Here is a 25,361-nt window from a genome sequence, read left to right as displayed (position 1 = left end):
TCTGAAGGGCATTCCCTTCGAGGACGGAACGCCGGTGATTGAAAGCACACCGGCTCCTCAAGCGCTGGCCGCCTGATCATGTCGACCGACCCGCATACACCACTCTTGACGATTGCTCCTGATGGCGATCTTTTCCTTCTATGGCGTCGAGATCGTGGCGGTTACCTCGGGCGAGGCAAAGGATCCCTCGCGTGCCATTCCTCACGCGCTGCGCTCGATGGTGTTGCGCCTGACGCTGTTCTACCTGCTGGCGCTGGGCATCATGGTGGCGTACCTGCCCTGGACCGAGGCCGGCGCCAAGGTCGTCCAGCAGAGCCCGTTCGTGAAGCTGTTCGCGCACGCCGGGATCGCCCATGCCGCCGGCATCATGAATTTCGTGGTGATCACCGCGGCGCTGTCGAGCATGAATACCAACCTGTACCTTTCATCGCGCACGCTGTTCTCGCTGGCACGCGGCGGCTATGCGCCAGGCTGGCTCGGACGCCTGTCGAACAACGGCACGCCACTGGTGGCCACGCTGATTTCCGGCGTCGGGATTCTGATCGCCGCATCGATTTCGTTCTTCAGTCCGTTGGCCTACAACTATCTGTTCGGCATCGCGCTGTTTGGCGGCATCTTCGTGTGGATCATGATTCTCGTCACACACCTGCGCTTTCGCCAAGCATGGCAGGGCCGCAAGCTACCGGTGCGCATGCCGTTCTTTCCAGTCGCGCAGATCACCGGTATCGCGCTGCTGGCGGCAATCCTGATCACCATGGGGCTCGACACCGAGTTCTGGGACATCTCGTGGATCGTCGGCGTGCCCTGGCTGCTGGCAGTCTCGGCCGTCTATTTCCTGTATCGCAAACGCCTGTCGCAAGCGGCAATTGGCAGTGCATCGGCATAATGCACGACGGGCGGCCATGATGGCCGCCCGAGCCCATTTTTGCCCGGCTTGACGAAGCCGGGCCCGCCTCTTAGCATGAATTCAGAATACACATTCCCACGGACCACACGTCATGGCTAGCGCCGAATCCAAAGTCGTCAAGCTCCCGCGCCGCACCGCGCTCAAACAGACCACGCTGACCGAGACGATCTTCGTCGAGATTCGCGCGCGCCTGCAGCGCGGCGAAGTCGGCCCGAAAGACCGCCTGCTCGACTATGAGATCGCCGACGAATTCAACTGCACGCGCATGCCCGTGCGTCAGGCACTGCTGCGCCTGGTCAATGAAGGCTATCTGGTCGGCACCACGCGCGGCTTTGTCATGCCCACGCTGACCACCGAGGATGTGCATGAAATCTTCGAAGTCCGGCGTCTGCTCGAACCAAGCGCGGCAGCCGGCGCCGCCGCCGCCTTGACCGACAAACAGGAAGCTGCTCTCAAGCGCGCCTATCAAAAGGCGCGCAAGGCTTATGACAAGGGGGACAGCGCGCTGATGATCGAGGCGAATATCGAATTTCGCGACGTCTGGCTCGGCGCGGTGCAGAACGCACGGCTGAAGGCAACCATTCAGCGCTTTGCCGACCACGCGCAGCAGGTTCGGCTGGGCACGCTGAGCAACCCGGCCACACAGAAAATCGTCGTCGATGGCATGCGCGCATTGCTCGAGGGTTTCATCGAACGCGACGCGAAACAGATCAAAAGCGCCATGCTCGAGTTCATCCTGAGCGCCGAGCAGCGCTATTTCGCGCTGCTCAACGGACAGGACTAGCGCGATGCCGCGCGGTGTGACATCAGGCAGCGTTATTCGGCGTGTCGCCGGTCGAATTCCCAAACCGCTTCAAAGCCCAGCAATTGGCACATCTTCGCAAATGAGTACAGTGGCTGTTGCGAATCGCGCGTGCCCTTGCGTGCCTTGATGTCGCCGTATACTTTTTCCAGTGCCTGAGCCACAGCCAGGAATCCCGAGGCCGGGTAAATCGCAATGGAGAAGCCCAGTTGCTGCAATTCGGCCGGCGTCAATTGCGGCGTGCGTCCGCCCTCCACGATATTGACCAGCAGCGGGATATCGAAGGTCTTGCCGATGATCTCCAGTTCCTTCTCGCTTTCCGGCGATTCGACGAACAATACGTCCGCGCCTGCCTTGGCATATTGCTCGGCGCGGCGCAATGCCTCGTCAAGACCCAGGCTGGTGCGCGCATCGGTGCGCGCTACGATCAGGAAATCATTGCTCGCGCGCGCCTCCTTGGCGACCTTGATCTTGTTCAGCATATCTTGCACGGCGATCACGCGGCGGCCCGGTGTATGGCCGCATTTCTTCGGGAATTCCTGGTCCTCGAGCTGAATTCCGGCGGCGCCGGCGCGCTCGTAGCCTCTGACCGTATGAGCGACGTTGAGCAACCCCCCGTAGCCAGTATCGCCATCGCAAATCATCGGCGTGCGGCTGCCGCCGCAAAACGCGCTGACACGATTGAGCATGTCAGTGTAGGTCGCCAGCCCGGCATCGGGCTCGCCCAGGTAGGAGGCGACCGTACCGAAGCCGGTCATGTACAGGCAATCGAAGTCCATCTGGTCGGCCAGGCGCACCGAGATCATGTCGAACACGCCCGGGGCGACCAGAATCCTGTCGCCCGCGAGCTTTTGTTTGAGCGTCAACGCATTAGTTTGGGTCATGGTATTGAAGGTTCTTGTTGGAGTTGCTGAGTTGATTGTCCTGGACGGCGATCTCTTCGAGCGATAGCTGATTGGTTTCGACGCCGAACAGGGTCAAGACCACCACCATCACCAGCAGCGCGCCAGCGATGACCGCGAGGACGTCGCCAACGCCGCCCATCGCGTACATGACCACGACAATCTGCGGAGCCAGAATGCCGGCGATACGTCCGGCCGCCCCTGCAATGCCGTTGCCGCGCATGCGATTCTCGGTCGGGAAAAGCTCAGGCAAATAGGTTGCAATGCCCAGCGCGACCATCAGGTACGTCAACGTAAACAGCAGGAAACCCAGCAGCGTCGCGACGCCCACCGATGACGAGTGGCCATACAGCCAGCCCACCACGGCGGCGATCAGCGCCACCACGATGAGACCGTTCTTGCGCCCTATCCGGTCGGCCAGCAGCACGCCGAGAAACGCGCCGGCCGGGCCGCCGAACGACATGAGCGTGGCATAGCCCAGCGACGACGATACGCTCAGTCCCTGTTTGACGAGGAACGTCGGCACCCAGACGATGAAACCGTAAATCACGACATTGATCACGACCTGCACGCAGATCGCTATCAAGGTCTTGCGCAGCAACGGCGGCTTGAACAAGGAAAGCACCGTGGTGCGGCGCTGGTCGACGACCAATTGGGACACCAGCGGCGGCAAGGCGCGGCCTGCAGCTGTTTCCGCTTCGATGCCGGCCAAGATCTGCTCCGCTTCGTCAAAGCGCCCTTTGGACTCGAGCCAGCGCGGCGACTCCGGCATCTTTTTGCGCACTACCCAAATCACCAGCGCGCCAACGCCCACGATCGCGAACATCGCGCGCCAGCCAACGGTCGGAATGATCAGGTAACCGAGCAGGGTCGAGAAAAAAAGCGCCGAATTGGTAATCAGCGACAAATAGGCCGACCAGCGGCCACGCACCCGTGGTGGAATGAATTCGCCGATCGAACCGTAACCGACGACGATTTCCGCTCCCAGCCCCAATCCCATGAAGAAACGACACACGATCAGCCAGGTCATGCTCGGCGCGGCCGCGCCCGCGAGTGAGGCAAGGCCGAAGATCGCCAGGTTGAATTGATAGGTAAACTTGCGGCCCTTCATGTCGCCCAGCGTGCCGGCCACCAGTGCGCCGATGAGCATGCCGATAAAGGTCGATGACAGGAACGCCGCGTTCAGCTGCATGCTCGACCAACCGCTGCGCGCCAGCGCGCCAAGCACGCCGCCGGCCAGATAAATGTCGAACGAATCGAGAAACATGCCGCCGCCGATCAGCCACAGAATCCGGCGATGGAATGCGGACGTCGGTAGCCGATCCAGCCGGGCACCCGCGTTCACGGTATTAAGCATAGGGTTGTCTCCTCTTGTCCGTCTTCGGTTTGTTTTCCACTGGCACGGCGCCTTGATTGGCCTTCAATTTCTGCAGCACCGATTGGCGCGCCGCAAGAATGTGGGATTTCATGGTGGACTCGGCCCACTCGCGATCGCCGCTCCTGATCGCTTCGACGATTTCGCTGTGCTGCTGCACGCTGCGCTCGCGATCTTCTTCCGTGTAATTCCGGAACGTCCATTTGATGAGCGGAATTTCTTTCATCGAATTCAACGTTTGATTGAGCCGGGTATTGCCCGATGCCGAAGTCAGGATTTCGTGAAAGGCTCGATTCGCGACAAACCATTTTTCCAGCGCGCCGCTCTCGTCAATCGCATGGGCGATGGCGCGCATCTCCGTGGCCAGGCGATGCAACACCTCGACGTCTTCCGCGCTGATGCGAGCGACCGCGCACCCCACCAGATAAGGCTCGATTAGCGCACGCGCTTCGAAAATTTCCTCGACGTCGCGCACCGACCAGACCCTGACCCGCGCGCCCTGGTTGGGCCGTATTTCAAGCCATCCTTCCGCGCCCAGTCGGCGGAATGCCTCGCGTACCGGCGTCCGGCTCACCCCCAGGCTGCGCGCCAGCTCCTCTTCCCGCATGCTCTCGCCGGGCAGGTAGCGCATATCGACGATCGCGCGCTTGATCTCGGCATAGGCGTGATCGGCGGACTTCGGTGCGGCGCTGGGTGTTTTATCCGAGATTGCTTCTTGCATACAATTTAAAAAATTCCCGCTATTTTTTTGCGGCATTTTCAAAAAAACATCGTTATTGTATGCAATATGCTTTTTTACGTGACCAGGGGTTTCCCCTGACGCGCCAGGCATGCCGATCGGGAGCGATCGCCGGATTTGGGTGGATTCGATGAAAAATTGCGCCAGCCGGGCACCGGGCCGGTCAGCGCAAAAAGGAGAACTGGATGTCGCCCACCGCCAGGTGGCCCCGCCCTCAGGCAGAAGATCCGTGAAGTGATGGCGCAGGGCGTGACCGGGATTGCCTGCCCGGCCACACAGAAGCTGCGGTGGCGAGTCGGCTTACCCCTCGACCAATGCCAGCACGCGGCAAGGGCTGCCCGAACCGCGTTTGATTTTCAGCGGGGGCGTGACCAGCAGCGCACCGGTCGGCGGCAGCTTATCGAGGTTGACCAGGCTGGCCAAGCCAAACTTATTGTTGCCGTGCATGTTGGAATGACAAGGAAACGGCTGCGCAAACGCATAGGCCTGGCCCGCGTCGGTACCCACCCCTTCGGTGCCCCAGCCGATCACGTTGCGCTCCCTGGCCAGAAAATTCGGCAGATCGGGATGGCCGCCCGGGGTATGGCCGCCGTCTTCCCTGATGTTGAGGAATGCGTCGGGATCGGTACGCAGCGACCAGTCAGTGCGCATCAGCACCCAGGCGCCGGCGGGAATGCGACCGTGTTGCGCCTCCCACTGTTCGACACGCTCGACGGTGAGCAGGTAGTCGGGGTTCTCGCGGGTCTCCGCCGACACGTCGATGACACAGGCCGGCGCGATGAATTTCTGTACGTCGATCGTATCGGTCGCGTTGTTCGGATAATCCTTGCCGGTGATCCAATGAATCGGCGCATCGAAGTGCGTACCGGTGTGCTCGCCGCATGAAATGTTGTTCCAGTACCAGGCCGGGCCACGCTCGTCGAAATTCGATATCTCCTCCAGACGAAACGGCGCACTTTGACCGTATTGCGGCGGCAACGGAATGATCGGGGTCCGCTGGTGCAGCGTCTGACTCAGATCGACGATGCGAACAGCCTGGCTTTGCAGCGCTTGCGCCAACTCTTGCAGTATCTTGCTCATCTCTCGCTATCTCCTCTTCCCAAAGTTTCGGGCCTGGCGGCCGGTGCCGCCAGGCCATACCTGCGTATTACTCGATGGCCGGCAACTGCCATTGCCCCAATAGATCGGCCAGGCGCTTGCCGCTGTCGTCGGCCAGCGCCGCCTCGCGCAGCGCGCGCACGCGCTGCGCCGCTTCTCCATGACGGCGCAAGGCCGGCAAGGCCGCTTCGATCGCGGTAAAGCTGCGCATGCCGCGGGCATGCGTATCGCCATAGCCTTTCACCAGACGCTGGCATTGCGCCACCTCGACGGCCAGCGCGTAATCCTGCCCGGCCAGTTCGGTGATCGACGCCAGCCACCGATCGCACGCCGCCATTTCACGCGCATACCGCAACGAACGGCGGCGCAGGCAACGCATCGACGCCACCAGGTACAGCTGCAGAAAACCCCACAGGGATGACGTGCGCACCACGCGTCCTTCGCGCGTCATGCGCTCCACCAGCCGACGTGCCCAGCCGGGCTGCATCAGCCAGCGGCCCAGGCCGGCAGGTAGCGTATCGGCGATTTCGTCCACGCGCGGGTGCAGAAATTCATTGATATGCAGCAATTGGGCGCGACTCGCCTTGACCTCCTCGCGCACGCGCTGAAACCGGCCGCTGCGAATCTTCAGATCGGCCACGCGCACGGTATCTTCATACGACATCCACAAAGCGAGGTGACGCGCCGTCTCATTCAGCAGCGACTTGGCTGGCGCACTATCGCAGTCGCGAATCGCCGCGAGGCGATCGAGATATTCGCCGCCGTAGGCAACGTCCTGGTAATCGACCAGCCGCCGCACCCCCAGGTAAAGCGTTTGGTGAACTTCGGCGGGAAACTCGGCACGAATACGCGCCTCGAGCGCCATCAAGCGCGCATCGGGCGGCAGCGCCGCGGTCGCGGCGGCGGGCGCCGTCGGCGTGGCATCGGCCGCCGCCGCGGCAAAGCCGGCCTCGAACGCCTTGAGGCTACTCTCCACCCCGACTCCGCCGCGTTCGATCGCCGCTTCGAAATCGGCGCGCTTGAATGGGAGCACGCCGGCACCCGCCAACGCGCCGAACAGCACCGCGCTGATCACGCTGCCGCTGCGCTCGGCAAGCACCGCGAAATCGCTGGCGATGAACCGCCGCGCGGCTTGCTTGCCGGCTTCGATGAAACGCTGCGAATCGACCCGGCCATCGCCCATCGCGGTCTTTTCGGCCATCGAATAGACCCGATGCGTCGACGCGATGAGCGTAGTCCGATCGGCGCTCACCAGGCCGCGCTGTACGGCGCGGCCGGCTTCCATCAATTCGGAAGCGAGCACGACATCCACATCGCCCGCCACGGGCACCAGCGCCAGCACCGGTTCAGGATCGTTCGGCCCGGTCGCCACCGGATGGAATTCGACGTAATAAATCGTCGCGCCGGTACGCTGCGCCACGCCCGGCACCGAGGTCGACTGCGCCATAAAGCCAGCGTGCTCGGCCAGATCGACGATCCAATCTGCCAGCACACCGCCGCCCTCGCCGCCCATGGCCAGAATCGCAATCCCGATCGGCCTGACTGTTCGCTCATGCGACATAGCGCACCTCCCGGGATTTGATGCGCCGCTGCAGGACCTCGATCAGCCGGTCCGCCAAACGCTTCGATAAGCGCTCCCACCACCCGGGATTGCTCACCAGCTCGGCGCGGTAAAACGAGGGGCACAGGACGGCCGCGTGCGAGACTTCACCGCACAGGCCGCAGCCAACGCAGCTATCGAGCACGCTGGCTACCGGGTCCTGGCGCAGCGGATCGGGATTTTCCTTGATCGACAGCGATGGGCACCCCGACAGGCGAATGCACGAGTGATCGCCCGTGCAGGTATCGGCGTCGACGCCGAAGCGCTCGCGCACCACGCGTTTGCCTTCCTTGAGCCGGCGCTTCATCAGCGGCTTGATGCGACGCTGTTTGTTGAGCATGCATTCGGACTGCGCCACGATGACTTTCGGTCCGCGCTCCCTGGTCGTCAGCGCCTCGCGCAGCGTGTCGCGCATCTGCGCCACGCTGTAGGTGCGGGTAATGGTCTTGACCCACTTCACGCCCACGCCGCGCACCGCGGTCTCGATCGGATTCTTGGTCGAGCGAATCGCATTGTCCGCCTTGGACGACAAAATATCCTGCCCGCCCGTGGCGGCCGAGTAACCGTTATCGACGATCACCAGCACATTGTCGTTGCGATTGAATACGGCATTGCCCACGCCGCTGGTCAGGCCGTTATGCCAGAAGCCGCCGTCGCCCATCATGCTGATCGTGCGGCGCTCGGTCTCCTTGGTGTTGAAGGCGGCCGAACCCGCCCAGCCCAATCCGTAGCCCATTGTCGTCGCGCCGATATTGAACGGCGGCAAGATCGAGAACAGGTGACAGCCGATATCGCAACTGACGTGATGCGGCCCGAGTTCGCGCTCGACCAGTTTCATCGCGGTAAAGATCGGCCGCTCGGGGCAGCCGGTGCAGAACGAAGGCGGTCGCGGATGCACTTCGGGCTCGGGCGGCGTGAGCGGCTCGACGGGCACGGTATCGGCGGCGGGCGCCGCAGCGGCCACCACCGGCACGGCAACCGGGCGCCGCGTGCCGACTGTCGCCCGCACGCCGGCCGGCAGCCGATCCTCATCGGCCAGGCCCGGCTCATAGCGATGCAGGAATTTCAGCAAGCCCTTGAGCATCACCGTGGGCGTATATTCGCCGGCTTTGGGCAGCATGTCCTTGCCGTGCACGCGAGCCTGGAGATCGCTCTGCCGCAAAATGGTGTTGAGCGCCTGCTCGATGAATTCGGGCTGCCCTTCCTCGATCATCAGCACGGCACGCTTGCCGGCGCAGAATTGCCGCACTTCGTCGTCAATCACCGGATAGGCGACATTCATCACGTAGATCGGCAAATCGGTATGGCCATGCACATCGGCCAAGTCGAGCAGTGTCAGCGCGCGCATCAGCGTGTTGTACATGCCGCCTTGCACGATGATGCCGATGTCGCGCGTTTCATCGCCCAGGAACTCGTTGAGTTTTTCGCGCTTGATGAAATCGATCGCCGCGGGCCAGCGCTTTTCGACTTTCTCCTGCTCGTGCGCGAAGCTGGCCGGCGGCAAAACGATGCGCCCGACATCGCGCACGGGGTGCTCTATCGCGTCTTTAAGCGTGAAGCCGGGCCGCACGTTGTCTTTGGTCATGAAACGGCCATGCACGTGGCAGGCGCGAATCCGCAATTGCAGCATGACCGGCGTATTGCTCGCCTCGGACAGTTCGAACCCCTTCTCGACCGCGTTGACGATCGACGGCAAATTCGGGCGCGGATCGAGCAGCCACATTTGGGATTTCATCGCGAACGCGTGCGAGCGCTCCTGCATGATGCTCGAGCCTTCGCCATAGTCTTCGCCCACGATGATCAGCGCGCCTCCGGTGACACCGCCCGACGCCAGGTTGGCCAACGCGTCGGAGGCCACGTTGGTACCCACCGTGGCCTTGAACGTCACCGCGCCACGCAACGGATAATTCACCGAGGCGGCCAGCGTCGCCGCCGCCGTCGCCTCGCTGGCGCTGCTCTCGAAATGCACGCCGAGCTCTTCGAGAATATCGTTGGCGTCCGACAGCACATCCATCAGATGCGAAATCGGCGCGCCCTGGTAGCCGGCCACGTAAGACACGCCGGACTGCAGCAGCGCTTTGGTCACCGCCAGAATCCCTTCGCCGCGAAACTCCTCGCCCGCGCCCATGCGCAGTTTCTGCACTTCTTTTTTGAATGATTTTTCCGCCACCCTCAACCTCCTTGACTTGAATGCATTACCTACCTGCGCGCGGGGTGCGCGAGCACGCGCATCGCATCATCGAGCGTGAGCGTGACGACCTCGCCCGGTGGAAGCGCCTGGTCGAGCCGGGCCACCACCATCGGCCCGGCAGACGTTCTGACACTTGCCAGGTGCGCGTCGCCCGCGCCCGGCACCCCCACCCGGTGACGCACCACCGTCGCTTGCTCGATCGTGCCGAGTCCGGCCGGGACTTCCGCCCATTGGTCCGCGCCACATTGCGGACACAGGTACCGCGACGGGAACAGCGTTGTGCCGCATTGCCTGCAGCGAAAAACCATCAGTTCCATGACTCACTCACCCTCTGATTCAAGCACCACCGCGTTTGCACACATACCATGGCGGTATTCGACCATTCCGTATCCGCTGACCACGGCCATACGGGCGCCGGCGACCTGGCGCGCGCCCGCTTCGCCGCGCAATTGCGTGATCGCCTCGACCAGTCCATGCATGCCGCCGGCAGCCCCCGCCTGCCCGGCCGAGAGCTGACCGCCCGAGGTGTTGACCGCCAGCGTACGCGCGGCGATACGCCCGAGCAGGCCGCGCAGGTCCCCATCGGGAGCAAAGCCAAGATCGGCCAGTTGCACCAGCGCCATGACCGGATAATCGTCATAGACGGACACCACATCCATCGCCTGCGGCCCGGCGCCGGCTTGCTGCCACAGCGTATCGGCCACCGCGGCCAGTCCGGTCTGCAATCCATCGCCGGCCTGATGATCGGTGTTGTAGCGGCATTGCAGCGCGCGCACGTGCACCGCCGGCCCGCGCACCCGCTCGGCGCGCGCCACGACCACCGCATTTGCGCCGCACACGACCGGCACGCAATCGAAGCGGCCCAATGGATCGGCCACCATCGGGGCGGCCAGGTAGTCGTCCAGTGTCATCGGCGTGCGATACACGGCGCCGGGGTTATCCGCCGCCCAGGCGCGTTGCGCCACGCAGAGTGCGCCGTAGTCGCGACGCGTCAGGCCATGCTTGAGCGCATGGCGCTGCGTGAGCATCGCGAACAGGCTGTTCGGTCCGCCATTTTCCAGCGGGCGCAAATAGGTGCGCGTGGTGAGGTTGTAATGCTCGACGAGCCGTTTGAAATCAGCCGGCTCGAAGCGGTCGCCGCTGACCAGCACGATGACCGACGCATCGCCATGCTGCACGGCACGGATCGCATGCTGCAGCATGTTGATCGCACTGGCGCCGCCGTGGCAATCGTCCATGCACCAGCGCGGACTGATGCCGAGCCGCCAGGCGAGGTCGATCGCATGATCGGGCGCCAGCGTGAACGAGGCCACGCCGAGTCCGTCGACATCGCGCGGCACCAAGCCCGCCTGCGCGAGCGCGCGCTGGAATGCCTGCGCCAGCAAATCGCCGGTGCTGTCCTGCGGCGCCTGGCGCCGGTAAGGCACCTCGACGCCCGCGGCCAGCACCGCCCCTGCGAGATGGTTCGACATCACGGTCTTTCCTCGTTCGAGTTACGGCGCGCGCCGACGCGCCGTTTCATGCGTGAACAGCAGCGAGATCACGGTGATCATTCCCAGCGCCATAAGCAGCAGCGCCACTGGCCAGGCCGCGCGATAGTGTTCGAGCAGTGCGGTAGCAATCAGCGGCGAGAGGCCGCCGGCGAATACCGAGGCAATTTCGTGTCCCAGCGCCATGCCCGAATAGCGCACTTCGGTGCTGAACAGTTCGCCCATCAGGCTGGGTTGCGTCCCGATCATCGCCCCATGGCACACCGGGTTTGCAAACAGCAGCGCCAGCCAGATCAGCACCGGCGCCTTGGTATCGAGCAGCCAGAAGAAAGGAAACGCAATGACCACCAGGCCCAGCGCGCCGATCATATACACCGGCTTGCGGCCGATGCGGTCGGACAGCCGTCCCCACAGCAGCATCGTGCACAGCTCGACACACATTGATCCCATCACGCCAGCGAGCATGATCTGGCTGGGAATGCCGATGAATTTTCCGTAGACCAGCGAGAATGCCAGGAAGATATACGAGCCGCCGTTCTCCGCGACGCGCAGCCCCATGGCCATGAGGATTTCCTTCGGATGACGGCGGATCACTTCAAGCACCGGCATGTGCGCGCGGCGCCCGGCCGCAGCAGCCTTGGCAAACTCCTGGCTCTCGGGCAGCGTCGAACGGATGTAGACTCCCACACCGAAAATCAGCACACTGGCAAGAAACGGAATGCGCCAGCCCCAAGACATGAATTCCGCCCTGGGCAGCGCTTGCACCGCGAAGAACACCGCCGCCGACAGCACAAAGCCGGCGCCCACGCCGATCTGGCTCCATGACGCATAGAAGCCTCGTTTTTGCGGCGGCGCACTCTCGCTGATCATCAGTACGCCGCCGCCCCATTCGCCGCCCGAGGCGACGCCCTGCAGCAAGCGCAGCACCACCATCAGCGTCGGCGCCCACAGGCCGATTTGCGCGTAGGTCGGCAGCAGCCCGATCAGGAAGGTGGCTGCCCCCATGATCGACAGGGTCCAGACCAGCGCGCCCCGGCGACCGTAGCGATCGCCGATGTGCCCGAACAGAATGCCGCCGAACGGACGAGCGGCGAACCCAATCGCAAACCCGGCGAAGGCAACCATGGTGCCGATCAGCGGATCGGTGCCTTTCGGGAAGAAGAGCTCGCCGAACACCAGCGCGGCCGCTGTCCCGTATAAGAAGAAGTCATACCATTCGAGCGCGTTGCCCGCGACCGAGGCGATGACGATACGGCGCATTGCCTTGTGGTCGAACGCAGTTGCCGAATCGGCGGTACCGTTGGGCACGGCATGATGCGTTGCGGGGATGTCTGCCATACAAGTCTCCTTGGTTATGTCGCCGACGCCGCGCATGCCGCGGTCCGGCCCGCCCAACCTGCGCCGCGTTGTCGCGGCGGTGTCGCTGTCGATTGTCGCGATTGTTGTCGTTATGGTTCGCGCTTAGCGCTTGAGCCGGTAACCCGAGGCGTCCAGGTCCCAGGTCTGGTCAGTCACGCCGCGCTCACGCAGTTTGTATTTCTGAATCTTTCCGTTTTCGGTCTTCGGCAGATCGTCGACAATATCCAGGTAGCGCGGAATCGCGAAGTACGGCAGGCGAGGCTCGCAATACAAAATCAGCTCGAGCGGTTCGAGCACCGCGCCCGCGCACGGCACGACGGCCGCCATCACCTCGTCCTCGGCCAGCGACGAACTCACCGCGAATACCGCGACGGTCTCGACCGCCGGATGACTCAGAATCGCCTGCTCGACTTCATACGACGAGATGTTTTCGCCGCGCCGGCGGATGGCATCCTTGAGCCGGTCGATGAAGCGGTAATAGCCGTCGGCATCGCGCACCACGCGGTCGCCGGTGTGAAACCAGAGATTGCGCCACGCTTCGACGGTCTTGTCGGGCATGCCGAAATAGCCGCTGGCGAATGCAAATGGCTGGTCCGCGCGCAGGATCAGTTCGCCCGCTTCGCCGTCCGGCACCTCCCGGTCATCCGGGTCGACCACGCGCGCCTCGAAGCCGGCCGCCAATTGCCCCATGTAGCCGGGGCGCTGCGCTTCGATACCGCCGCCAATCGCGAAGTTGGTCTCGGTCGAGCCGTAGCCATCGAGCAGGTGAATACCGCAGCGCGCCGTGAACTCCTGCTGGAATTGCCCCGGCACGCCGGGCGCCAGCGCGATGCGCACGCGGTGCGCGCGCTCGGCCGGCTCAACTGGACGGCCAAGCAGGATCGGCACCATCGCGCCCAGTACGTAGGTAACCGTGGCCCCTGTCTCGACCAGCGCCTTGAAGAACCCGCTGGCGGAAAAGCGCCTGTCGGCCACCAGTTCGGCATCGAAAATCAGCGCCTGGAAAAAGCTATTGAGCGCATTGGTGTGAAACAGCGGCAGGCAAGTGTAGAGGACGTCGCCCGGGACCACGCCGAGGTTGCCGGCCGTGTAATGCCCCCACCAATAGAACTGCGCGTGCGGGCAGATCACCCCTTTCGACAGGCCCGAGGTGCCGGACGTATAGAGAATCGCCAGCGGATCGCCGTCGGCGAGTTCGGCGGCCTCCAACGCTTCGCCCAGCGGCGGCATCGGCACCATGTCTCCCGCCGGCATGGCCGATGGCCCGCCGTCGGGCAGCTCGCCGATCACCCAGGTATTCTCGAGCGACAGATCCGCGCCCTCGAGAGCGGCCACTGCCTCGAGCAGATGCGTTTCGGCAACCAGCAGTCGCGCGCCCGAGTTGCGCAGGATATGCGACAACTGCATGCCGCGCGAGGCCGTGTTGATCGGCACCACGACTGCGCCAAGCCAGCCGCAGCCAAGCACGATTTCCATGAATTCGGCGCGGTTTGAGCACAGCAGCGCCACGCGGTCGCCCCGCCCGACCCCATGCGCCGCCAGCGCACCGGCACGGCGCCGGGCGATGTCCAGCGCCGTCTGGCTGCTCCAGCGTATCGTGCGATCGGAGAATAGCGGCGCTGTGCCGCTGCGGGCTGCCCGCTGCACCAGCAGCGCGGGCATGGTCAGGCTCGCCGCGCGAGGGCGCTGCGGTTGATCGCGAGATTCGACAACGGTTTCCATGCGCCCCATATCCTCCTATCGATGGGACCGAGTCTAGGTTAGCGTAATATATATGTCAAATTCATGGACTTTATCTTCATCATAAATATGGCTGATTTCAATAAAATCGATCTGAATCTGCTGCGCGTGTTCCAGGCGATCCTCGAGGAGCGCAGCCTGACGCATGCGGGCTACCGTCTTGGGCTGTCCCAGCCGGCCATCAGTTATGCGCTGGGACGCCTGCGGACGCTGTTCGACGATCCGCTATTCGTCAGGATACCGAACGGCATGACGCCGACACCGACGGCGGAACAGCTCGCCCAGCCGGTAGGACGCGCCCTGGCCGCGGTGCGCGAGGCATTAAGCCACGCCGAGCATTTCGATGCGGGGAGCAGCACGCGCACTTTTCGCCTGTCGATGTCCGACATCGGCGAGCAGGTTTTTTTGCCGCCGCTGTGCGAGAAGCTGCAGCAGGTCGCGCCGCTATTGCGGCTCGAGGCCGAACAGACCCCGGTGGCGAAGGTCGAGGAAGCGCTCAGATTGGGGCAGCTCGATTTCGCCGTGGGCAACCTGCCGGCGCTCAAATCCGTTACCCGCTATGCCCTGCTGTTTCACGAGGACTATGTGTGCATGACGCGCAAGCGCGCCGGCTTGCCCCAACGCAGCCTGTCGTCCCAACGCTTTCTCGAGCTCTCGCACATCGCGGTCAGCTCGAGCGAGAGCAGCCACCGCACGATCGACGATTCGTTGCGCGCGGCCGGACTGCATCGCCGGATCGCCCTGCGCGTGCCGCATTTCACTGTGATTCCGCAGATTCTGCAACGCACGGACTGGATGGTCATCCTGCCCCGACGCGTGGCGCGCCATTTCAACGAGCACCGGCAATTTGCGGTCTATCCGCTGCCGGTGGCGATTCCCGAGGTCGAAGTCACCGTGCATTGGCACGAGAGCTTCGACAACGACGAAGGCAATCGCTGGCTGCGCGAGCAGATCATCGAAACACTGCGGGAGACGTGAGGCTCACGGGCAAAAGAAAACCCGCCCGGAGACCGGAGCGCGGGTTCACTCAACCAGCGTCCGGCCCGCGGGCGGGCCATGGGTGCGTCGCCGACGGCGCCGGCGTCTACATCACCATCATGTTGTGGTTCAGGTAGTACATGATCCAGAGCGATCCGCCCACCACGATGAACAGGATCACCAGGGTAAAGAGGAACGCCATCAGGTTCCAGCGCTGTGCGGAGGAGCCGTCGAGGTGGAGGAAGTACACCAGGTGCACGACGATCTGCACCACCGCGCAGCCGAGGATCGTCGCCAGCAGCGTGGGCGCCGCGGCGGAGCCATTCATCACCATGACGAACGGGACGACCGTCAGCACGACGGCCAGCACGAAGCCGATCAGGTACGATTTGACGCTGCCGTGGCTCGCCCCGGCGTGACCCGCCGCGGTGTCGTCGAGATGCCCGTGGCCACGACTCGTATTGACGTTTTCCATTTACATGACTCCCATCAGATAGACGACGGTGAACACGCCGATCCAGACGATATCCAGGAAGTGCCAGAAAAGGCTCAGGCACATCAGGCGCCGGCTGTTGGTTGCCGTCAAGCCCTTCTTGCCGATCTGCAGCATCAGCACCACCATCCACAGCAGGCCGCTGCTCACGTGCAGGCCGTGGGTGCCGACCAGCGTAAAGAACGACGACAGGAACGCGCTGCGCCCCGGGCCGGCGCCTTCGAGAATCATGTGCCGGAATTCATGCATTTCCATGCCGACGAAAGTCAGGCCGAGCAGGAAGGTGATGCCCAGCCACAGTTGCACCTGAGCCTTGTCGGCGCGATTGAGCGCCAGCATGGCCATGCCGTAGGTCAAGCTGCTGATCAGCAGGCAAAAGGTTTCGATCAGCACATAGTGCAGGTCGAACAGTTCCTTGCCGGTGGGGCCGCCCGCCGTGGCGTTGCTCAGCACCGCATAGGTCGCAAAAATGCACGCGAACAGAATGCAGTCGCTCATCAGGTAAACCCAGAAACCGAAGACGGTCTTGTCGGCGGTATCGTGGTGCGCGTGTTCATGCGCATGCGCGTCGGCATGCGCATGAACGGGGTATTGCTCTAGAACATTGGTCGACATGGTGTTAAGCCTGCGGCGCTATGCGTTGAAAAGATTGAGCTTCGGTCTGTTCGACTTGCTTGGCCGGTACGTAGTAATCGATCTCGTCGTCATTGCTGCGGAAAATGACCGCCGCGATCATGCCGACGAATCCGACGATCGCCAGCCACCAGATGTGCCAGATCAACGCGAAGCCGAACGCCACGCTCAGGCCGCCGATGATGACGCCGGCCGAAGTGTTCCTGGGCATGTGAATCTGCTGGTAGCCGCCGGGCGCTTCGTCGCGCACGGGCAAGCCGTGCTCCTTGCGATAGGCCAGCTCGTCGCGGGCGTGGATCACCGGCGTGTGAGCGAAGTTGTAGAACGGCGGCGGCGAAGCGGTGGTCCATTCCAGCGTGCGGCCACCCCACGGATCGCCGGTCACATCGACGTTCTGCTTGCGATCGCGGAAGCTGACATACAACTGCGCGAGCTGGAAGAAGATGCCCAGCATGATGACCCCGGCGCCGACCACGGCGACGTGCAGGTACGGCGTCCACAGCGGGTTGTCGGTATGGTTCAGCCGGCGCGTCATGCCCATCAGACCCAGCACGTACAGCGGCATGAAGGCCAGATAGAAACCGATGATCCAGCACCAGAAGGCGCGCTTGCCCAGTTTTTCGTTGAGCTTGAAGCCGAACGCTTTCGGGAACCAGTAGGTCATGCCCGCCAGGTATCCGAACAACACGCCGCCGATGATGACGTTGTGGAAGTGGGCAATCAGGAACAGGCTGTTATGCAGCACGAAGTCGGCCGCCGGCACCGCCATCAGCACGCCGGTCATGCCGCCGATCACGAACGTCACCATGAAGCCGAGCGTCCACATCACCGGCGTGGTCATTTCCACGCGACCGCGATACATCGTGAACAGCCAGTTGAAAATCTTCACCCCGGTCGGGATCGAGATAATCATGGTGGCGATGCCGAAGAAGGCATTGACGTCGGCGCCCGAACCCATCGTGAAGAAGTGGTGCAGCCACACAATGAACGACAGGATGGTAATGCAGCAGGTCGCGTACACCATCGAGGTGTAGCCGAACAGCGGCTTCTTCGAGAAAGTCGAGATGACTTCGGAGAAAATCCCGAACGCCGGAAGAATCAGGATGTACACCTCGGGGTGACCCCAGGTCCAGATCAGGTTGATGTACATCATCGGGTTGCCACCAAACGAATTGGTGAAGAAATGCATCCCGAGGTAGCGGTCGAGCGACAACAGGGCCAACGAGACGGTCAGCACCGGGAACGCGGCGACGATCAGGATATTGGCGCACAGCGCGGTCCAGGTAAACACCGGCATGCGCATGAGCTTCATGCCCGGAGCGCGCATCTTCAGGATCGTGGCCACGAAATTGACCCCGGAGAGCAATGTCCCCAGCCCCGATATCTGCAGCGCCCAAATGTAGTAATCGACGCCGACCCCCGGACTGTAATGGAGCTCCGACAGCGGCGGATAAGCCAGCCAGCCAGTGCGCGCGAAATTACCCACGGCCAGCGACAGATTGACCAGCACCGCGCCGGCCACGAACAGCCAGAAGCTCAGCGAATTCAGGAACGGGAATGCCACGTCGCGTGCGCCGATCTGCAGCGGCACGACCACGTTCATCAAACCCACCATGAACGGCATGGCCATGAAGAAAATCATGATGACGCCGTGCGCGGTGAAGATTTGGTCGTAATGCTCAGGCGGCAGGTAGCCGAGCGATCCGCCCGTGGCCACGGCCAGCTGGGTACGCATCAGAATCGCATCGGAGAAGCCGCGCAGCAACATGACCAGCGCCACGAGGATGTACATGACGCCGATTCTTTTGTGGTCGACAGTGGTCAGCCACTCGGTCCACAACATCTTCCATTTGCCGAAATAGGTGACGGTGCCGAGCAACGTCAGGCCGGCCAATACCATGAAGCCCACCGCCCCCATGACGATCGGCACATTGTACGGGATAGCCGCAAGACTCAATTTACCTAACATGGTTTACTCCTTGGTACTGGAATGCATGGCCACGTTCATGTTCATGTTCATGTCCATGTGCGCACCCGACTGCGCTTGCTTTTCTGTGTCCGGGGCCGTCATCGTCATCGCCTTGCCGGCGTCCGCGCCGCCATCTCGGTATTGCGCGAGGATGTCGTGATAGAGCTGCGGATTGACCGACGAGTAGAAGGTCACCGGGTTATTCTGGCTGGGCTTGGCCAACGCTTTGTAGGCGTTGGTGTCGAGCTGCGTGGGCGATGCCTTGACCTGCTTGACCCAGGCTTCGAAATCGCTGTCGGACTTCGCCAGGGTGGTGAACTTCATGTCGGAGAAACCGTCTCCGCTGAAGTTCGCGGAGATCCCGTCATAGGTGCCGACGTGATTCGCAATCAAGTGCAGCTTGGTTTCCATCCCGGCCATCGCATAGACCTGGCTGCCGAGTTGCGGAATGAAGAACGAATTCATCACCGAATCCGAGGTGATCTGAAAGTTGATCGGCGTGTTGACCGGAACCGCGATCTGATTGACGGTGGCAATGTGCAGATCCGGATAGATGAACAGCCATTTCCAGTCCATCGCGACGGCCTCGATGCGTACCGGCTTGACGTCGGAATCCAGCGGGCGATACGGATCCAGCGTGTGAGACGTGTTCCAGGTGATGACGGCCAGGACGGCAATGATCGCGCACGGCACTAGCCACACGACCATTTCGATCTTGGTCGAATGCGACCATTTGGGATCGAATTTGGCCTGTTTGTTCGAGGCACGATATTTCCATGCAAATGCAAACGTCATGATGATCACCGGCACCACCACGAGCAGCATCAGCACAGTGGCGGTGATGATGATCGACTTCTCATCAGCGCCGATCTGTCCTTTCGGGTTGAGCAGGGTCAAGTTGTCGCACCCGCCGAGCAACAACGCGGCGCATGCGGACAGTGCCGTCAAAAACTTCCTGGTTATATCGTTTTTCATCTCACGACTTCTAAAGTGTGGGCAATTGCAAAATCCGTACAGAACTCCGGGCAACCGCAATCAACCCGCCCGGGTAGACCCGCCTGAACAACTTCTGCAAAAGGGCAAAACGCTGATTGGCCAAGTGCAACATTGCCGCATCGCGATCGCCCTTTCGGGTGCGATCCAACCGGGCTCGACGAGGCGCGAGCGGTCTCCCGGAGGCCGCACTTTCAGGGTGCAACCCGTCGGGTGTCACGAACCAGCCGGTGTCGGATTGAGCCGGTAGCACCAATTTGTCACGACACGCCGAGCCGCCGGCGCCTGCGACGTGGGACCGTGGAGAAAACCGTCCTTGGTTGTTTGCACGTTCGAGATCAGGCCGCGCCAGACCGATATCTGGCAACACTACGACTTAGCACCTATTCGAGCCTCATTTTCCGGACTATCCCGTATCGGAAAATTGATTCACTGCGCAATTATGCCGAAAACTCTTATGTAAGAGTGGCCAGCAGGAGACCCATTCAGGTAGCGCGCAACCAGAGAGAACCGCAGGGCAAAGCGGATTTATCTGAATATATTGAAAATTAACGCACAATACCTGCGTTTTAAACACATGACCGCATCGTCATGGGTGCGACAATTGGCCGCACACTTTTGTGTCGCAGTGCGGCGTAACAGGCCATTCATACAGACGCTTGCCACACTCCCACTCTTCCGGATGACGGATTTTCGTAGTTGTTGCAGGCCTCACCCCACCTTGGCCTGCTCAATATCGACGCGGGTTGCTCCCCGCCGGCGCCGTAGCGGCATCGCCCCGCTCCGCTTAAGGCGCCGTTAAGCTTGGCGCCTTAAGCTGCCAGGCAGTTTGCGTCTCCTGATGGAAATATGATGCGAGTGCTCACTTTCAACTCATTTTCCCCGACTGCCCCACGGCAGCCCAGCCGATAAGCCAAACGCCCCGGCACCTGCCCATCAACGACTGCAACTGGTTAAAGCGAGATTCAAGATGAAGAAATTTTTGACCCATCATGAATTAGCCACCTTGCTTCTGGTCTTGTTGGCGCCCACGCAAATTTCGCTCACAGACCCTGACCTCAACGCGCTGCAGCAAGACAGCCTGGTGGAAATCACATCGGTTGCACCCGACGCGCCCGACGTGCTTTTGCCGCGTTTGACCGCGCAAGGCGAGGCGATCCTGAGAAAACTGAACCCGGCTTGAGCCGTCTTCGGCGCAACCCGCGCGCCCTGGCGCACGGGGTTCAATCGCCCTGCCGATGCCAAGGCGCTATTGGCCGGTACCGCTTCTGCTATATGATGCTCGGATAAGAAGTTTCCGGGGGCCGACACATGCCGCCGCAGGCAAAAAATAACCAGTGAAATTTGGGTGCGTCATGCAGAAAAGCGTCTACACGGGGCGTATGCGGCAAGAGGAAGCAGCGGTGATGAGCGACGAAGCGGAGATGTTTGCGCTGGCGCCGGTTTCGCTGTGGCTGGAGGATTTCAGCGAGGTCCGCGCACTCTTCGAGCAATGGCGGGCGGATGGAGTCACCGATGTGCGCGCGCACTTCAAGGAGGACCCGACGCGCGTCGCGGCGTGCTCGTCGCGCATTCGCGTGCTGGCGGTCAATCGCAAGACCCTGACGATGTTCGAGGCGGCAACGCTGGAAGAACTGACGTCCAATCTGGACAGTGTCTTTCGCGACGACATGCTCGCCACCCATATCGAAGAACTGTCGCAGCTCTGGGCTGGCCAGACGGAGTTTCTTAGCCGAACGGTCAATTACACGCTGGGCGGACGCCGCCTCGATGTGCTGCTCAAGGGCACCGTGCTGCCGGGTCACGAGCAAATCTGGGATCGCGTACTGGTGTCGGTCGAGGACATCACCGAACTGGAGGGCGCGCGGCGGCGCCTGGCGCTGAGCGAAGCCTATGCGCGCGGCATTTTCGAGCACTCACCGGTTTCGCTATGGGTCGAGGACTTCAGCGCCATCAAGCGGCTGCTCGACGATCTGCGTGCCCGCGGTATTGTCGATTTTCGCGTATTCACCGACGTCCATCCCGAATTCGTCGAGCGTTGCATGCGCGAAATCCATGTGCTCGACGTGAACCAGAAAACCCTGGAAATGTTCGGCGCACCCGACAAAAGAACACTCTTGAGCCGTCTGCCGGAAGTGTTTCGCGACGATATGCGCGCCCATTTTCGCGAACAGCTGATCGATCTGTGGGACAACAAGTTTTACCAACAGCGCGAGGTACTGAATTACTCGCTCGAAGAGCAGGAAATCAATATTCACCTCCAGTTCTCGATATTTCCCGGTCACGAAAAAAATTGGGACTTGGTGCTGGTTGCCCTGACCGATATTACCGCCCGAAAAAAAGCGGAAGCCTATCTGGAATTCCTGGGCAAGCATGACGAACTGACCAAGCTGCACAACCGTTCGTTCTACGTCGACGAACTCAACCGGCTCGAACGCAAGGGACCGTTTCCGGTCACCGTCATCATGGCCGACCTGAACGGACTCAAGAGCACCAACGATCAACTGGGCCATGCGGCGGGCGACGCGCTGCTGCGGCGCGCCGGCGAGGTCCTGGCCAAGGCGGCCGATGCGTCGTTTCACGCGGCGCGCATCGGCGGCGATGAATTCGCGCTGTTGCTGCCCTCGACAGACGAGCGCGGGGGTGTCGCCGTCATCGAGAGCATACGCCAGCTGATCGACATCAATAACCAGTTCTACCCGGGTGCTCCGCTAAGCCTGTCGGTGGGCGCGGCCACATGCCGGGCCGGCGAGCGGCTTGAAGCTGCCGTGCAAAGGGCGGATCAGGCGATGTACGAGGAAAAGCGCGCGTACTATGCTTCGCCGGAAGCCGATCGGCGCCCGCGTCCCGATTCCGTCTGAACCGGCCGGTCGACCCTGAGCGGCTTGACATTGACCCTCTCAAACGCCCCCACCGTCGTGGCGAATCGCGCTGGGTTTCCCGCAAAGCCATTTGCGTCGTCCTCCATGCGATCTCCGATGCGCCATAAACGCGGCATAATGAGCGCCGCCCGGCCGCGGCCATGCCGCCCGGGCGGGCGCTATCGACGCATGCGTCGAGTCCCGCCCGGAAGGCTCGGCCCGAGGGGTCATCGCACTATTTCCTGCTTCAGCCTGTTAGGCTCTACCCAATCCAATCCACAATCGAGCACTGGAAAGGTCAATGAACCTCATCAATCATCCCGCGTGTCGTCCGTTTGTCGAGGCGGGCGAACTTTCCCAACTATCGGCGTATTACGAGGAAGGGCGCAACATCATGTGGATGATGCTGCGCTCCCAACCGCGCCCGTGCTTCAATCAGGCGCTGGTCAGCGACATCATTCATTTGGCGCGGGTTGCACGCGAATCGGGATTGCCGTTCGATTTTTGGGTCACGGGCTCGCTGGTGCCGGAAATTTTCAATGTCGGGGGTGATCTCGATTTTTTCGTCGAAACCATTCGCGCCGGGCAGCGCGATCCGTTAATGGCTTACGCCCGCTCGTGCATCGACGGCGTGTACGAAATCTTCACCGGCTTCGGGACGGGGGCCGTTTCGATCGCGATGATCGAGGGCAGCGCGCTGGGCGGGGGCTTCGAGGCCGCGCTTGCGCATCATTATGTGCTGGCACAAAAAGATGTGAAGCTGGGTTTTCCGGAGATCGCATTCAACCTTTTTCCGGGCATGGGCGGGTATTCGCTGGTGGCACGCAAGGCGCACATGCGGCTGGCGGAGGAGTTGATCAGCTCCGGTGAATCCCATACCGCGGAGTGGTACGCCGAGAAGGGACTGGTCGATCAGACTTTCGAGCCCGGCGAAGCCTTCCTGGCGACCCGCACGTTCATCGATGTGATGCGCCCCAAGCTCAATGGCATTCGCGCGATGATCCGCGCGCGGCAGCGCGTGCTGCCGCTCTCGCGCGCCGAATTGATGGATATTACCGAGGACTGGGTCAGGGCCGCCTTCACGATCGAGGAGAAGGATCTGGCCTTCATGGAACGGCTGGTGATGCTGCAGAACCGGCGCGTGTCCAAGCTCAGCCAGCAGCGCCGGTAGGCGCCGCAAACCCGCGCAGCAATGCGTCTGCGTTCAGGCGATCAACCGGAGCCGTCGTTGCTCCGACAGCCATACTTCGAACTCCTCGGCCGTCATCGGTTTTCCGTATAGGAAACCCTGCGCATAATCGACCCCGACCTGCTTGAGAAAATCGGCTTCGGCGCGAGTCTCGACCCCCTCTGCAATCACGGCGAAACGCAACTCCTGGGCAATTGCCGCCATCGAGCGCACCAGCGCCTGGGACTTGGTATTGGTGTCGATCCCGGCAACGAAACTGCGATCGAGCTTGATAACGTCCAGCGGGATGCGCGCCAGTTGCGAGAGCGACGAGTAGCCGGTGCCGAAGTCGTCCAGATGCACTTTGGCGCCGAGTTGGCGGAATCGCTTGATCAGTCCGATCGCGGTGGCTTCGTCTTCGATGAAGCAGCTCTCGGTCAATTCGAGATCGAGCAGACAGGGCTGCAAGCCGGCGACATCGAGTGCGTGACTGAAGTGATTCACGATATCGGTATCGCATAGCTGGCGTGCGGACACGTTGATCGAAATCCGGATATTGAGCCCCTTGGCCTTCCAGCGCGCGGCCTGGTTCGCGGCCGCTTGCATCACCCAGCGGCCAAGCGGTCCGATCAGGCCGGATTCCTCCGCGTAGCGGATGAATTCGGTCGGCGGAATCAGACCGCGCTCGGGCGATTTCCAGCGGATCAGGGCCTCGACGCCATGCACGATGCCGGTGGCCAGCGATACCGCGGGCTGGTAATACAGCACCAGTTGCTGCTCGTCGAGCGCCTTGCGCAGGTTGGTGTCGAGCCACATGTACTCGGCCACCTTTTTGTTCATATCGGGCGAGAACACCCGATAGGTACGCTTGCCGGCGTCCTTGGCAACATACATCGCTGTATCGGCGCTGCGGATCAGGCTTTCCAGGCCATCGCCATGGTCCGGGTACAGCGCGATGCCAATCGAACAGCCGGTGTAGATTTCCATCAATCCGAGGTGGAATGGCGTGCGCAGGCGTTCCAGAATGCGTTGAGCCGTCGCCTCGAGCAGTTCGATGGTCGATTTTTCGATCACCACCACAAATTCGTCACCGCCCAGGCGCGCAAGCGTATCGCCCTCGCCGAGGCAACTCTGGATCAGGCTGGCCACATCGCGGATCAAACGATCGCCGACGACGTGACCATAGTGATCGTTGACCTTCTTGAAGTTGTCCAGATCGAGGAACAGAATGCCGACACGATTGCTCCCGCCCGCCTTGGCCGCGATCGCGGTCTTGATTTTTTCGTGGATGGCGTTGCGGTTCGGCAAACCCGTCAAGCCATCGGTGTTGGCCAGTTCCGACAAGCGCTTCTGTGCGTTGCGCTCCTCGGTGATATCGGTACCCGAGCAAATCAGGAACTGTTCGTCGGCGCCGCTGCCGCTCTGGACGAACTTGTTGCGGAACAAAAAGAGCCTTGGGCCATTGACGGTGTTGATGTACCGCTCGACTTCGTATGGCTCGCCGGAGTTGTAAAAAGTGGAGATATTGCGACTCGACGCCTGACCCTGTTCGGCCGACATGAACAGCTCGAAGGCGCTCTTGCCGATCACGTCTTCCTCGCGCATGCCTGTGACTTCCTCGCACAAGCGGTTAAAGCGCTGCACTCGGCCATGCCGATCGAGAATCACCACCAGGGAGTTGACTTCCGAGACAACCTGCTCGGCAAACGAGAGCCCATGGACCAGATCGCGCGCCACCGAGACGGTGTCGGCATAAGCCGACGCGGTGCCCGCCCATTGGGTGGGATTGACCTTCCTGCCGACCAGGTGAAGCCGTAGCGGTTCGCCGACGATGACTACATCCAGCACTCGATGAGATGTCACGCCGGTCATGCCCCGAACCTCTGCCGCTTGCTCCGCGCTCAGCGCGATGCCCAGATTGGTCGAGCCCCGCTGCGCTTCGAGCGACAGCGCGTTGCTATCGCTCGCAAGGCGCCAATAGGGGCTGCTGGTGCCGAAATATTCGTACAGTATTGAGTAATCTAGATCGTTATCCATGGATGAGCCCCGCGCAGGATTTCCTG

Annotated in this window: 21 protein-coding genes; 6 read left to right on the top strand and 15 right to left on the bottom strand. The window is 61.9% G+C overall.

Translation table 11 applies throughout. The features are described 5' to 3' along the window. Nucleotides 1–121: 121 nt before the first annotated feature. On the top strand, nt 122–886 hold the full coding sequence (locus EPN80_RS05605; RefSeq protein ID WP_293024643.1) for an amino acid permease: 765 nt from the start codon (nt 122–124) through the stop codon (nt 884–886). 112 nt (nt 887–998) lie between these two features. Then, nucleotides 999–1,691: a GntR family transcriptional regulator gene (locus EPN80_RS05600; protein WP_293024641.1), complete on the top strand. Its 693-nt coding sequence runs from the start codon at nt 999–1,001 to the stop codon at nt 1,689–1,691. A gap of 32 nt (nt 1,692–1,723) precedes the next feature. Here the strand turns inward: EPN80_RS05600 and EPN80_RS05595 are convergent, their stop codons facing one another. From EPN80_RS05595 to EPN80_RS05550, 10 genes are all read right to left on the bottom strand, one after another. Further along, nucleotides 1,724–2,593, bottom strand: a complete 870-nt coding sequence (locus EPN80_RS05595; protein ID WP_293024639.1) for an isocitrate lyase/PEP mutase family protein — start codon at nt 2,591–2,593, stop codon at nt 1,724–1,726. After that, nucleotides 2,580–3,968, bottom strand: coding sequence for an MFS transporter (locus EPN80_RS05590; RefSeq protein WP_293024637.1), 1,389 nt, complete (start codon nt 3,966–3,968; stop codon nt 2,580–2,582). Before EPN80_RS05590 ends, EPN80_RS05595 begins: the two co-directional genes overlap by 14 nt. Further along, nucleotides 3,961–4,707, bottom strand: coding sequence for a GntR family transcriptional regulator (locus tag EPN80_RS05585; RefSeq protein ID WP_293024635.1), 747 nt, complete (start codon nt 4,705–4,707; stop codon nt 3,961–3,963). The genes EPN80_RS05590 and EPN80_RS05585 overlap by 8 nt, the downstream gene beginning before the upstream one ends. Before the next feature lie 318 nt (nt 4,708–5,025). Continuing rightward, a complete protein-coding gene (locus EPN80_RS05580; protein WP_293024633.1) occupies nt 5,026–5,805 on the bottom strand; it encodes a cyclase family protein in 780 nt (259 codons plus the stop codon). Nucleotides 5,806–5,872: 67 nt separating this feature from the next. Then, a complete protein-coding gene (locus tag EPN80_RS05575; protein WP_293024631.1) occupies nt 5,873–7,384 on the bottom strand; it encodes an indolepyruvate oxidoreductase subunit beta family protein in 1,512 nt (503 codons plus the stop codon). Then, on the bottom strand, nt 7,374–9,593 hold the full coding sequence (locus EPN80_RS05570; protein WP_293024629.1) for an indolepyruvate ferredoxin oxidoreductase subunit alpha: 2,220 nt from the start codon (nt 9,591–9,593) through the stop codon (nt 7,374–7,376). Before EPN80_RS05570 ends, EPN80_RS05575 begins: the two co-directional genes overlap by 11 nt. Nucleotides 9,594–9,622: 29 nt before the next feature. Next, nucleotides 9,623–9,931: a zinc ribbon domain-containing protein gene (locus EPN80_RS05565; protein ID WP_293024628.1), complete on the bottom strand. Its 309-nt coding sequence runs from the start codon at nt 9,929–9,931 to the stop codon at nt 9,623–9,625. A 3-nt stretch (nt 9,932–9,934) separates the two neighbouring features. Next, complete coding sequence (locus tag EPN80_RS05560; RefSeq protein ID WP_293024626.1) at nt 9,935–11,086, bottom strand: thiolase family protein; 1,152 nt, start codon at nt 11,084–11,086, stop codon at nt 9,935–9,937. A gap of 21 nt (nt 11,087–11,107) precedes the next feature. After that, the gene (locus EPN80_RS05555; RefSeq protein ID WP_293024644.1) at nt 11,108–12,364 is read right to left on the bottom strand and encodes an MFS transporter; all 1,257 of its coding nucleotides are present in this window, start codon (nt 12,362–12,364) and stop codon (nt 11,108–11,110) included. A gap of 201 nt (nt 12,365–12,565) precedes the next feature. Further along, nucleotides 12,566–14,185, bottom strand: a complete 1,620-nt coding sequence (locus EPN80_RS05550) for an ATP-dependent acyl-CoA ligase (RefSeq protein WP_293024624.1) — start codon at nt 14,183–14,185, stop codon at nt 12,566–12,568. Nucleotides 14,186–14,272: 87 nt separating this feature from the next. Here EPN80_RS05550 and EPN80_RS05545 point away from each other — a divergent pair, with 87 nt between their 5' ends. Beyond that, entirely contained in the window at nt 14,273–15,181 is a 909-nt protein-coding gene (locus tag EPN80_RS05545; protein ID WP_293024622.1) for a LysR family transcriptional regulator, read from the top strand. A gap of 106 nt (nt 15,182–15,287) precedes the next feature. Here EPN80_RS05545 and EPN80_RS05540 read toward each other — a convergent pair whose 3' ends face one another. The 4 genes from EPN80_RS05540 to cyoA are packed head-to-tail and all read right to left on the bottom strand — an operon-like array spanning nt 15,288 to nt 19,251. Next, nucleotides 15,288–15,656 (bottom strand): cytochrome o ubiquinol oxidase subunit IV, encoded by a 369-nt coding sequence (locus EPN80_RS05540; protein ID WP_293024620.1) that lies wholly within the window; start codon nt 15,654–15,656, stop codon nt 15,288–15,290. Then, nucleotides 15,657–16,289, bottom strand: coding sequence for a cytochrome o ubiquinol oxidase subunit III (gene cyoC, locus EPN80_RS05535; RefSeq protein ID WP_293024618.1), 633 nt, complete (start codon nt 16,287–16,289; stop codon nt 15,657–15,659). A gap of 4 nt (nt 16,290–16,293) precedes the next feature. Further along, the gene (gene cyoB / locus EPN80_RS05530; RefSeq protein WP_293024616.1) at nt 16,294–18,276 is read right to left on the bottom strand and encodes a cytochrome o ubiquinol oxidase subunit I; all 1,983 of its coding nucleotides are present in this window, start codon (nt 18,274–18,276) and stop codon (nt 16,294–16,296) included. A gap of 3 nt (nt 18,277–18,279) precedes the next feature. After that, nucleotides 18,280–19,251 (bottom strand): ubiquinol oxidase subunit II, encoded by a 972-nt coding sequence (cyoA, locus tag EPN80_RS05525; RefSeq protein ID WP_293024614.1) that lies wholly within the window; start codon nt 19,249–19,251, stop codon nt 18,280–18,282. 988 nt (nt 19,252–20,239) lie between these two features. On the opposite strand from cyoA, the gene EPN80_RS05520 reads away from it, so the two are divergent. The 3 genes from EPN80_RS05520 to EPN80_RS05510 all read left to right on the top strand — a co-directional run bounded on the left by EPN80_RS05520 (nt 20,240) and on the right by EPN80_RS05510 (nt 23,301). Further along, entirely contained in the window at nt 20,240–20,452 is a 213-nt protein-coding gene (locus tag EPN80_RS05520; protein WP_293024612.1) for a hypothetical protein, read from the top strand. Between the two features lie 223 nt (nt 20,453–20,675). After that, on the top strand, nt 20,676–22,130 hold the full coding sequence (locus tag EPN80_RS05515) for a GGDEF domain-containing protein (RefSeq protein WP_293024610.1): 1,455 nt from the start codon (nt 20,676–20,678) through the stop codon (nt 22,128–22,130). A 301-nt stretch (nt 22,131–22,431) separates the two neighbouring features. Continuing rightward, complete coding sequence (locus tag EPN80_RS05510) at nt 22,432–23,301, top strand: crotonase/enoyl-CoA hydratase family protein (protein ID WP_293024608.1); 870 nt, start codon at nt 22,432–22,434, stop codon at nt 23,299–23,301. 33 nt (nt 23,302–23,334) lie between these two features. On the opposite strand, the gene pdeR is transcribed toward EPN80_RS05510, so the two are convergent. After that, nucleotides 23,335–25,335, bottom strand: a complete 2,001-nt coding sequence (pdeR, locus tag EPN80_RS05505) for a cyclic di-GMP phosphodiesterase (RefSeq protein WP_293024606.1) — start codon at nt 25,333–25,335, stop codon at nt 23,335–23,337. Between the last annotated feature and the right edge of the window lie 26 nt (nt 25,336–25,361).

This window comes from Pandoraea sp., from assembly GCF_004297875.1.
GTDB lineage: Bacteria > Pseudomonadota > Gammaproteobacteria > Burkholderiales > Burkholderiaceae > Pandoraea.
Note: the sequence above shows the minus strand (reverse complement) of the source record. Positions and strands in the feature narration are given on the sequence as shown.

Excerpts from the sequence above, each read along its gene's own strand:
- EPN80_RS05605 (WP_293024643.1), top strand. The coding sequence starts at position 122 with ATGGCGATCTTTTCCTTCTATGGCGTCGAGATCGTGGCGGTTACCTCG.
- EPN80_RS05600 (WP_293024641.1), top strand. The coding sequence starts at position 999 with ATGGCTAGCGCCGAATCCAAAGTCGTCAAGCTCCCGCGCCGCACCGCG.
- EPN80_RS05595 (WP_293024639.1), bottom strand. The coding sequence starts at position 2,593 with ATGACCCAAACTAATGCGTTGACGCTCAAACAAAAGCTCGCGGGCGAC.
- EPN80_RS05590 (WP_293024637.1), bottom strand. The coding sequence starts at position 3,968 with ATGCTTAATACCGTGAACGCGGGTGCCCGGCTGGATCGGCTACCGACG.
- EPN80_RS05585 (WP_293024635.1), bottom strand. The coding sequence starts at position 4,707 with ATGCAAGAAGCAATCTCGGATAAAACACCCAGCGCCGCACCGAAGTCC.
- EPN80_RS05580 (WP_293024633.1), bottom strand. The coding sequence starts at position 5,805 with ATGAGCAAGATACTGCAAGAGTTGGCGCAAGCGCTGCAAAGCCAGGCT.
- EPN80_RS05575 (WP_293024631.1), bottom strand. The coding sequence starts at position 7,384 with ATGTCGCATGAGCGAACAGTCAGGCCGATCGGGATTGCGATTCTGGCC.
- EPN80_RS05565 (WP_293024628.1), bottom strand. The coding sequence starts at position 9,931 with ATGGAACTGATGGTTTTTCGCTGCAGGCAATGCGGCACAACGCTGTTC.
- EPN80_RS05560 (WP_293024626.1), bottom strand. The coding sequence starts at position 11,086 with ATGTCGAACCATCTCGCAGGGGCGGTGCTGGCCGCGGGCGTCGAGGTG.
- EPN80_RS05555 (WP_293024644.1), bottom strand. The coding sequence starts at position 12,364 with ATGCGCCGTATCGTCATCGCCTCGGTCGCGGGCAACGCGCTCGAATGG.
- EPN80_RS05550 (WP_293024624.1), bottom strand. The coding sequence starts at position 14,185 with ATGGAAACCGTTGTCGAATCTCGCGATCAACCGCAGCGCCCTCGCGCG.
- EPN80_RS05545 (WP_293024622.1), top strand. The coding sequence starts at position 14,273 with ATGGCTGATTTCAATAAAATCGATCTGAATCTGCTGCGCGTGTTCCAG.
- EPN80_RS05540 (WP_293024620.1), bottom strand. The coding sequence starts at position 15,656 with ATGGAAAACGTCAATACGAGTCGTGGCCACGGGCATCTCGACGACACC.
- cyoC (WP_293024618.1), bottom strand. The coding sequence starts at position 16,289 with ATGTCGACCAATGTTCTAGAGCAATACCCCGTTCATGCGCATGCCGAC.
- cyoB (WP_293024616.1), bottom strand. The coding sequence starts at position 18,276 with ATGTTAGGTAAATTGAGTCTTGCGGCTATCCCGTACAATGTGCCGATC.
- cyoA (WP_293024614.1), bottom strand. The coding sequence starts at position 19,251 with ATGAAAAACGATATAACCAGGAAGTTTTTGACGGCACTGTCCGCATGC.
- EPN80_RS05520 (WP_293024612.1), top strand. The coding sequence starts at position 20,240 with ATGAAGAAATTTTTGACCCATCATGAATTAGCCACCTTGCTTCTGGTC.
- EPN80_RS05515 (WP_293024610.1), top strand. The coding sequence starts at position 20,676 with ATGAGCGACGAAGCGGAGATGTTTGCGCTGGCGCCGGTTTCGCTGTGG.
- EPN80_RS05510 (WP_293024608.1), top strand. The coding sequence starts at position 22,432 with ATGAACCTCATCAATCATCCCGCGTGTCGTCCGTTTGTCGAGGCGGGC.
- pdeR (WP_293024606.1), bottom strand. The coding sequence starts at position 25,335 with ATGGATAACGATCTAGATTACTCAATACTGTACGAATATTTCGGCACC.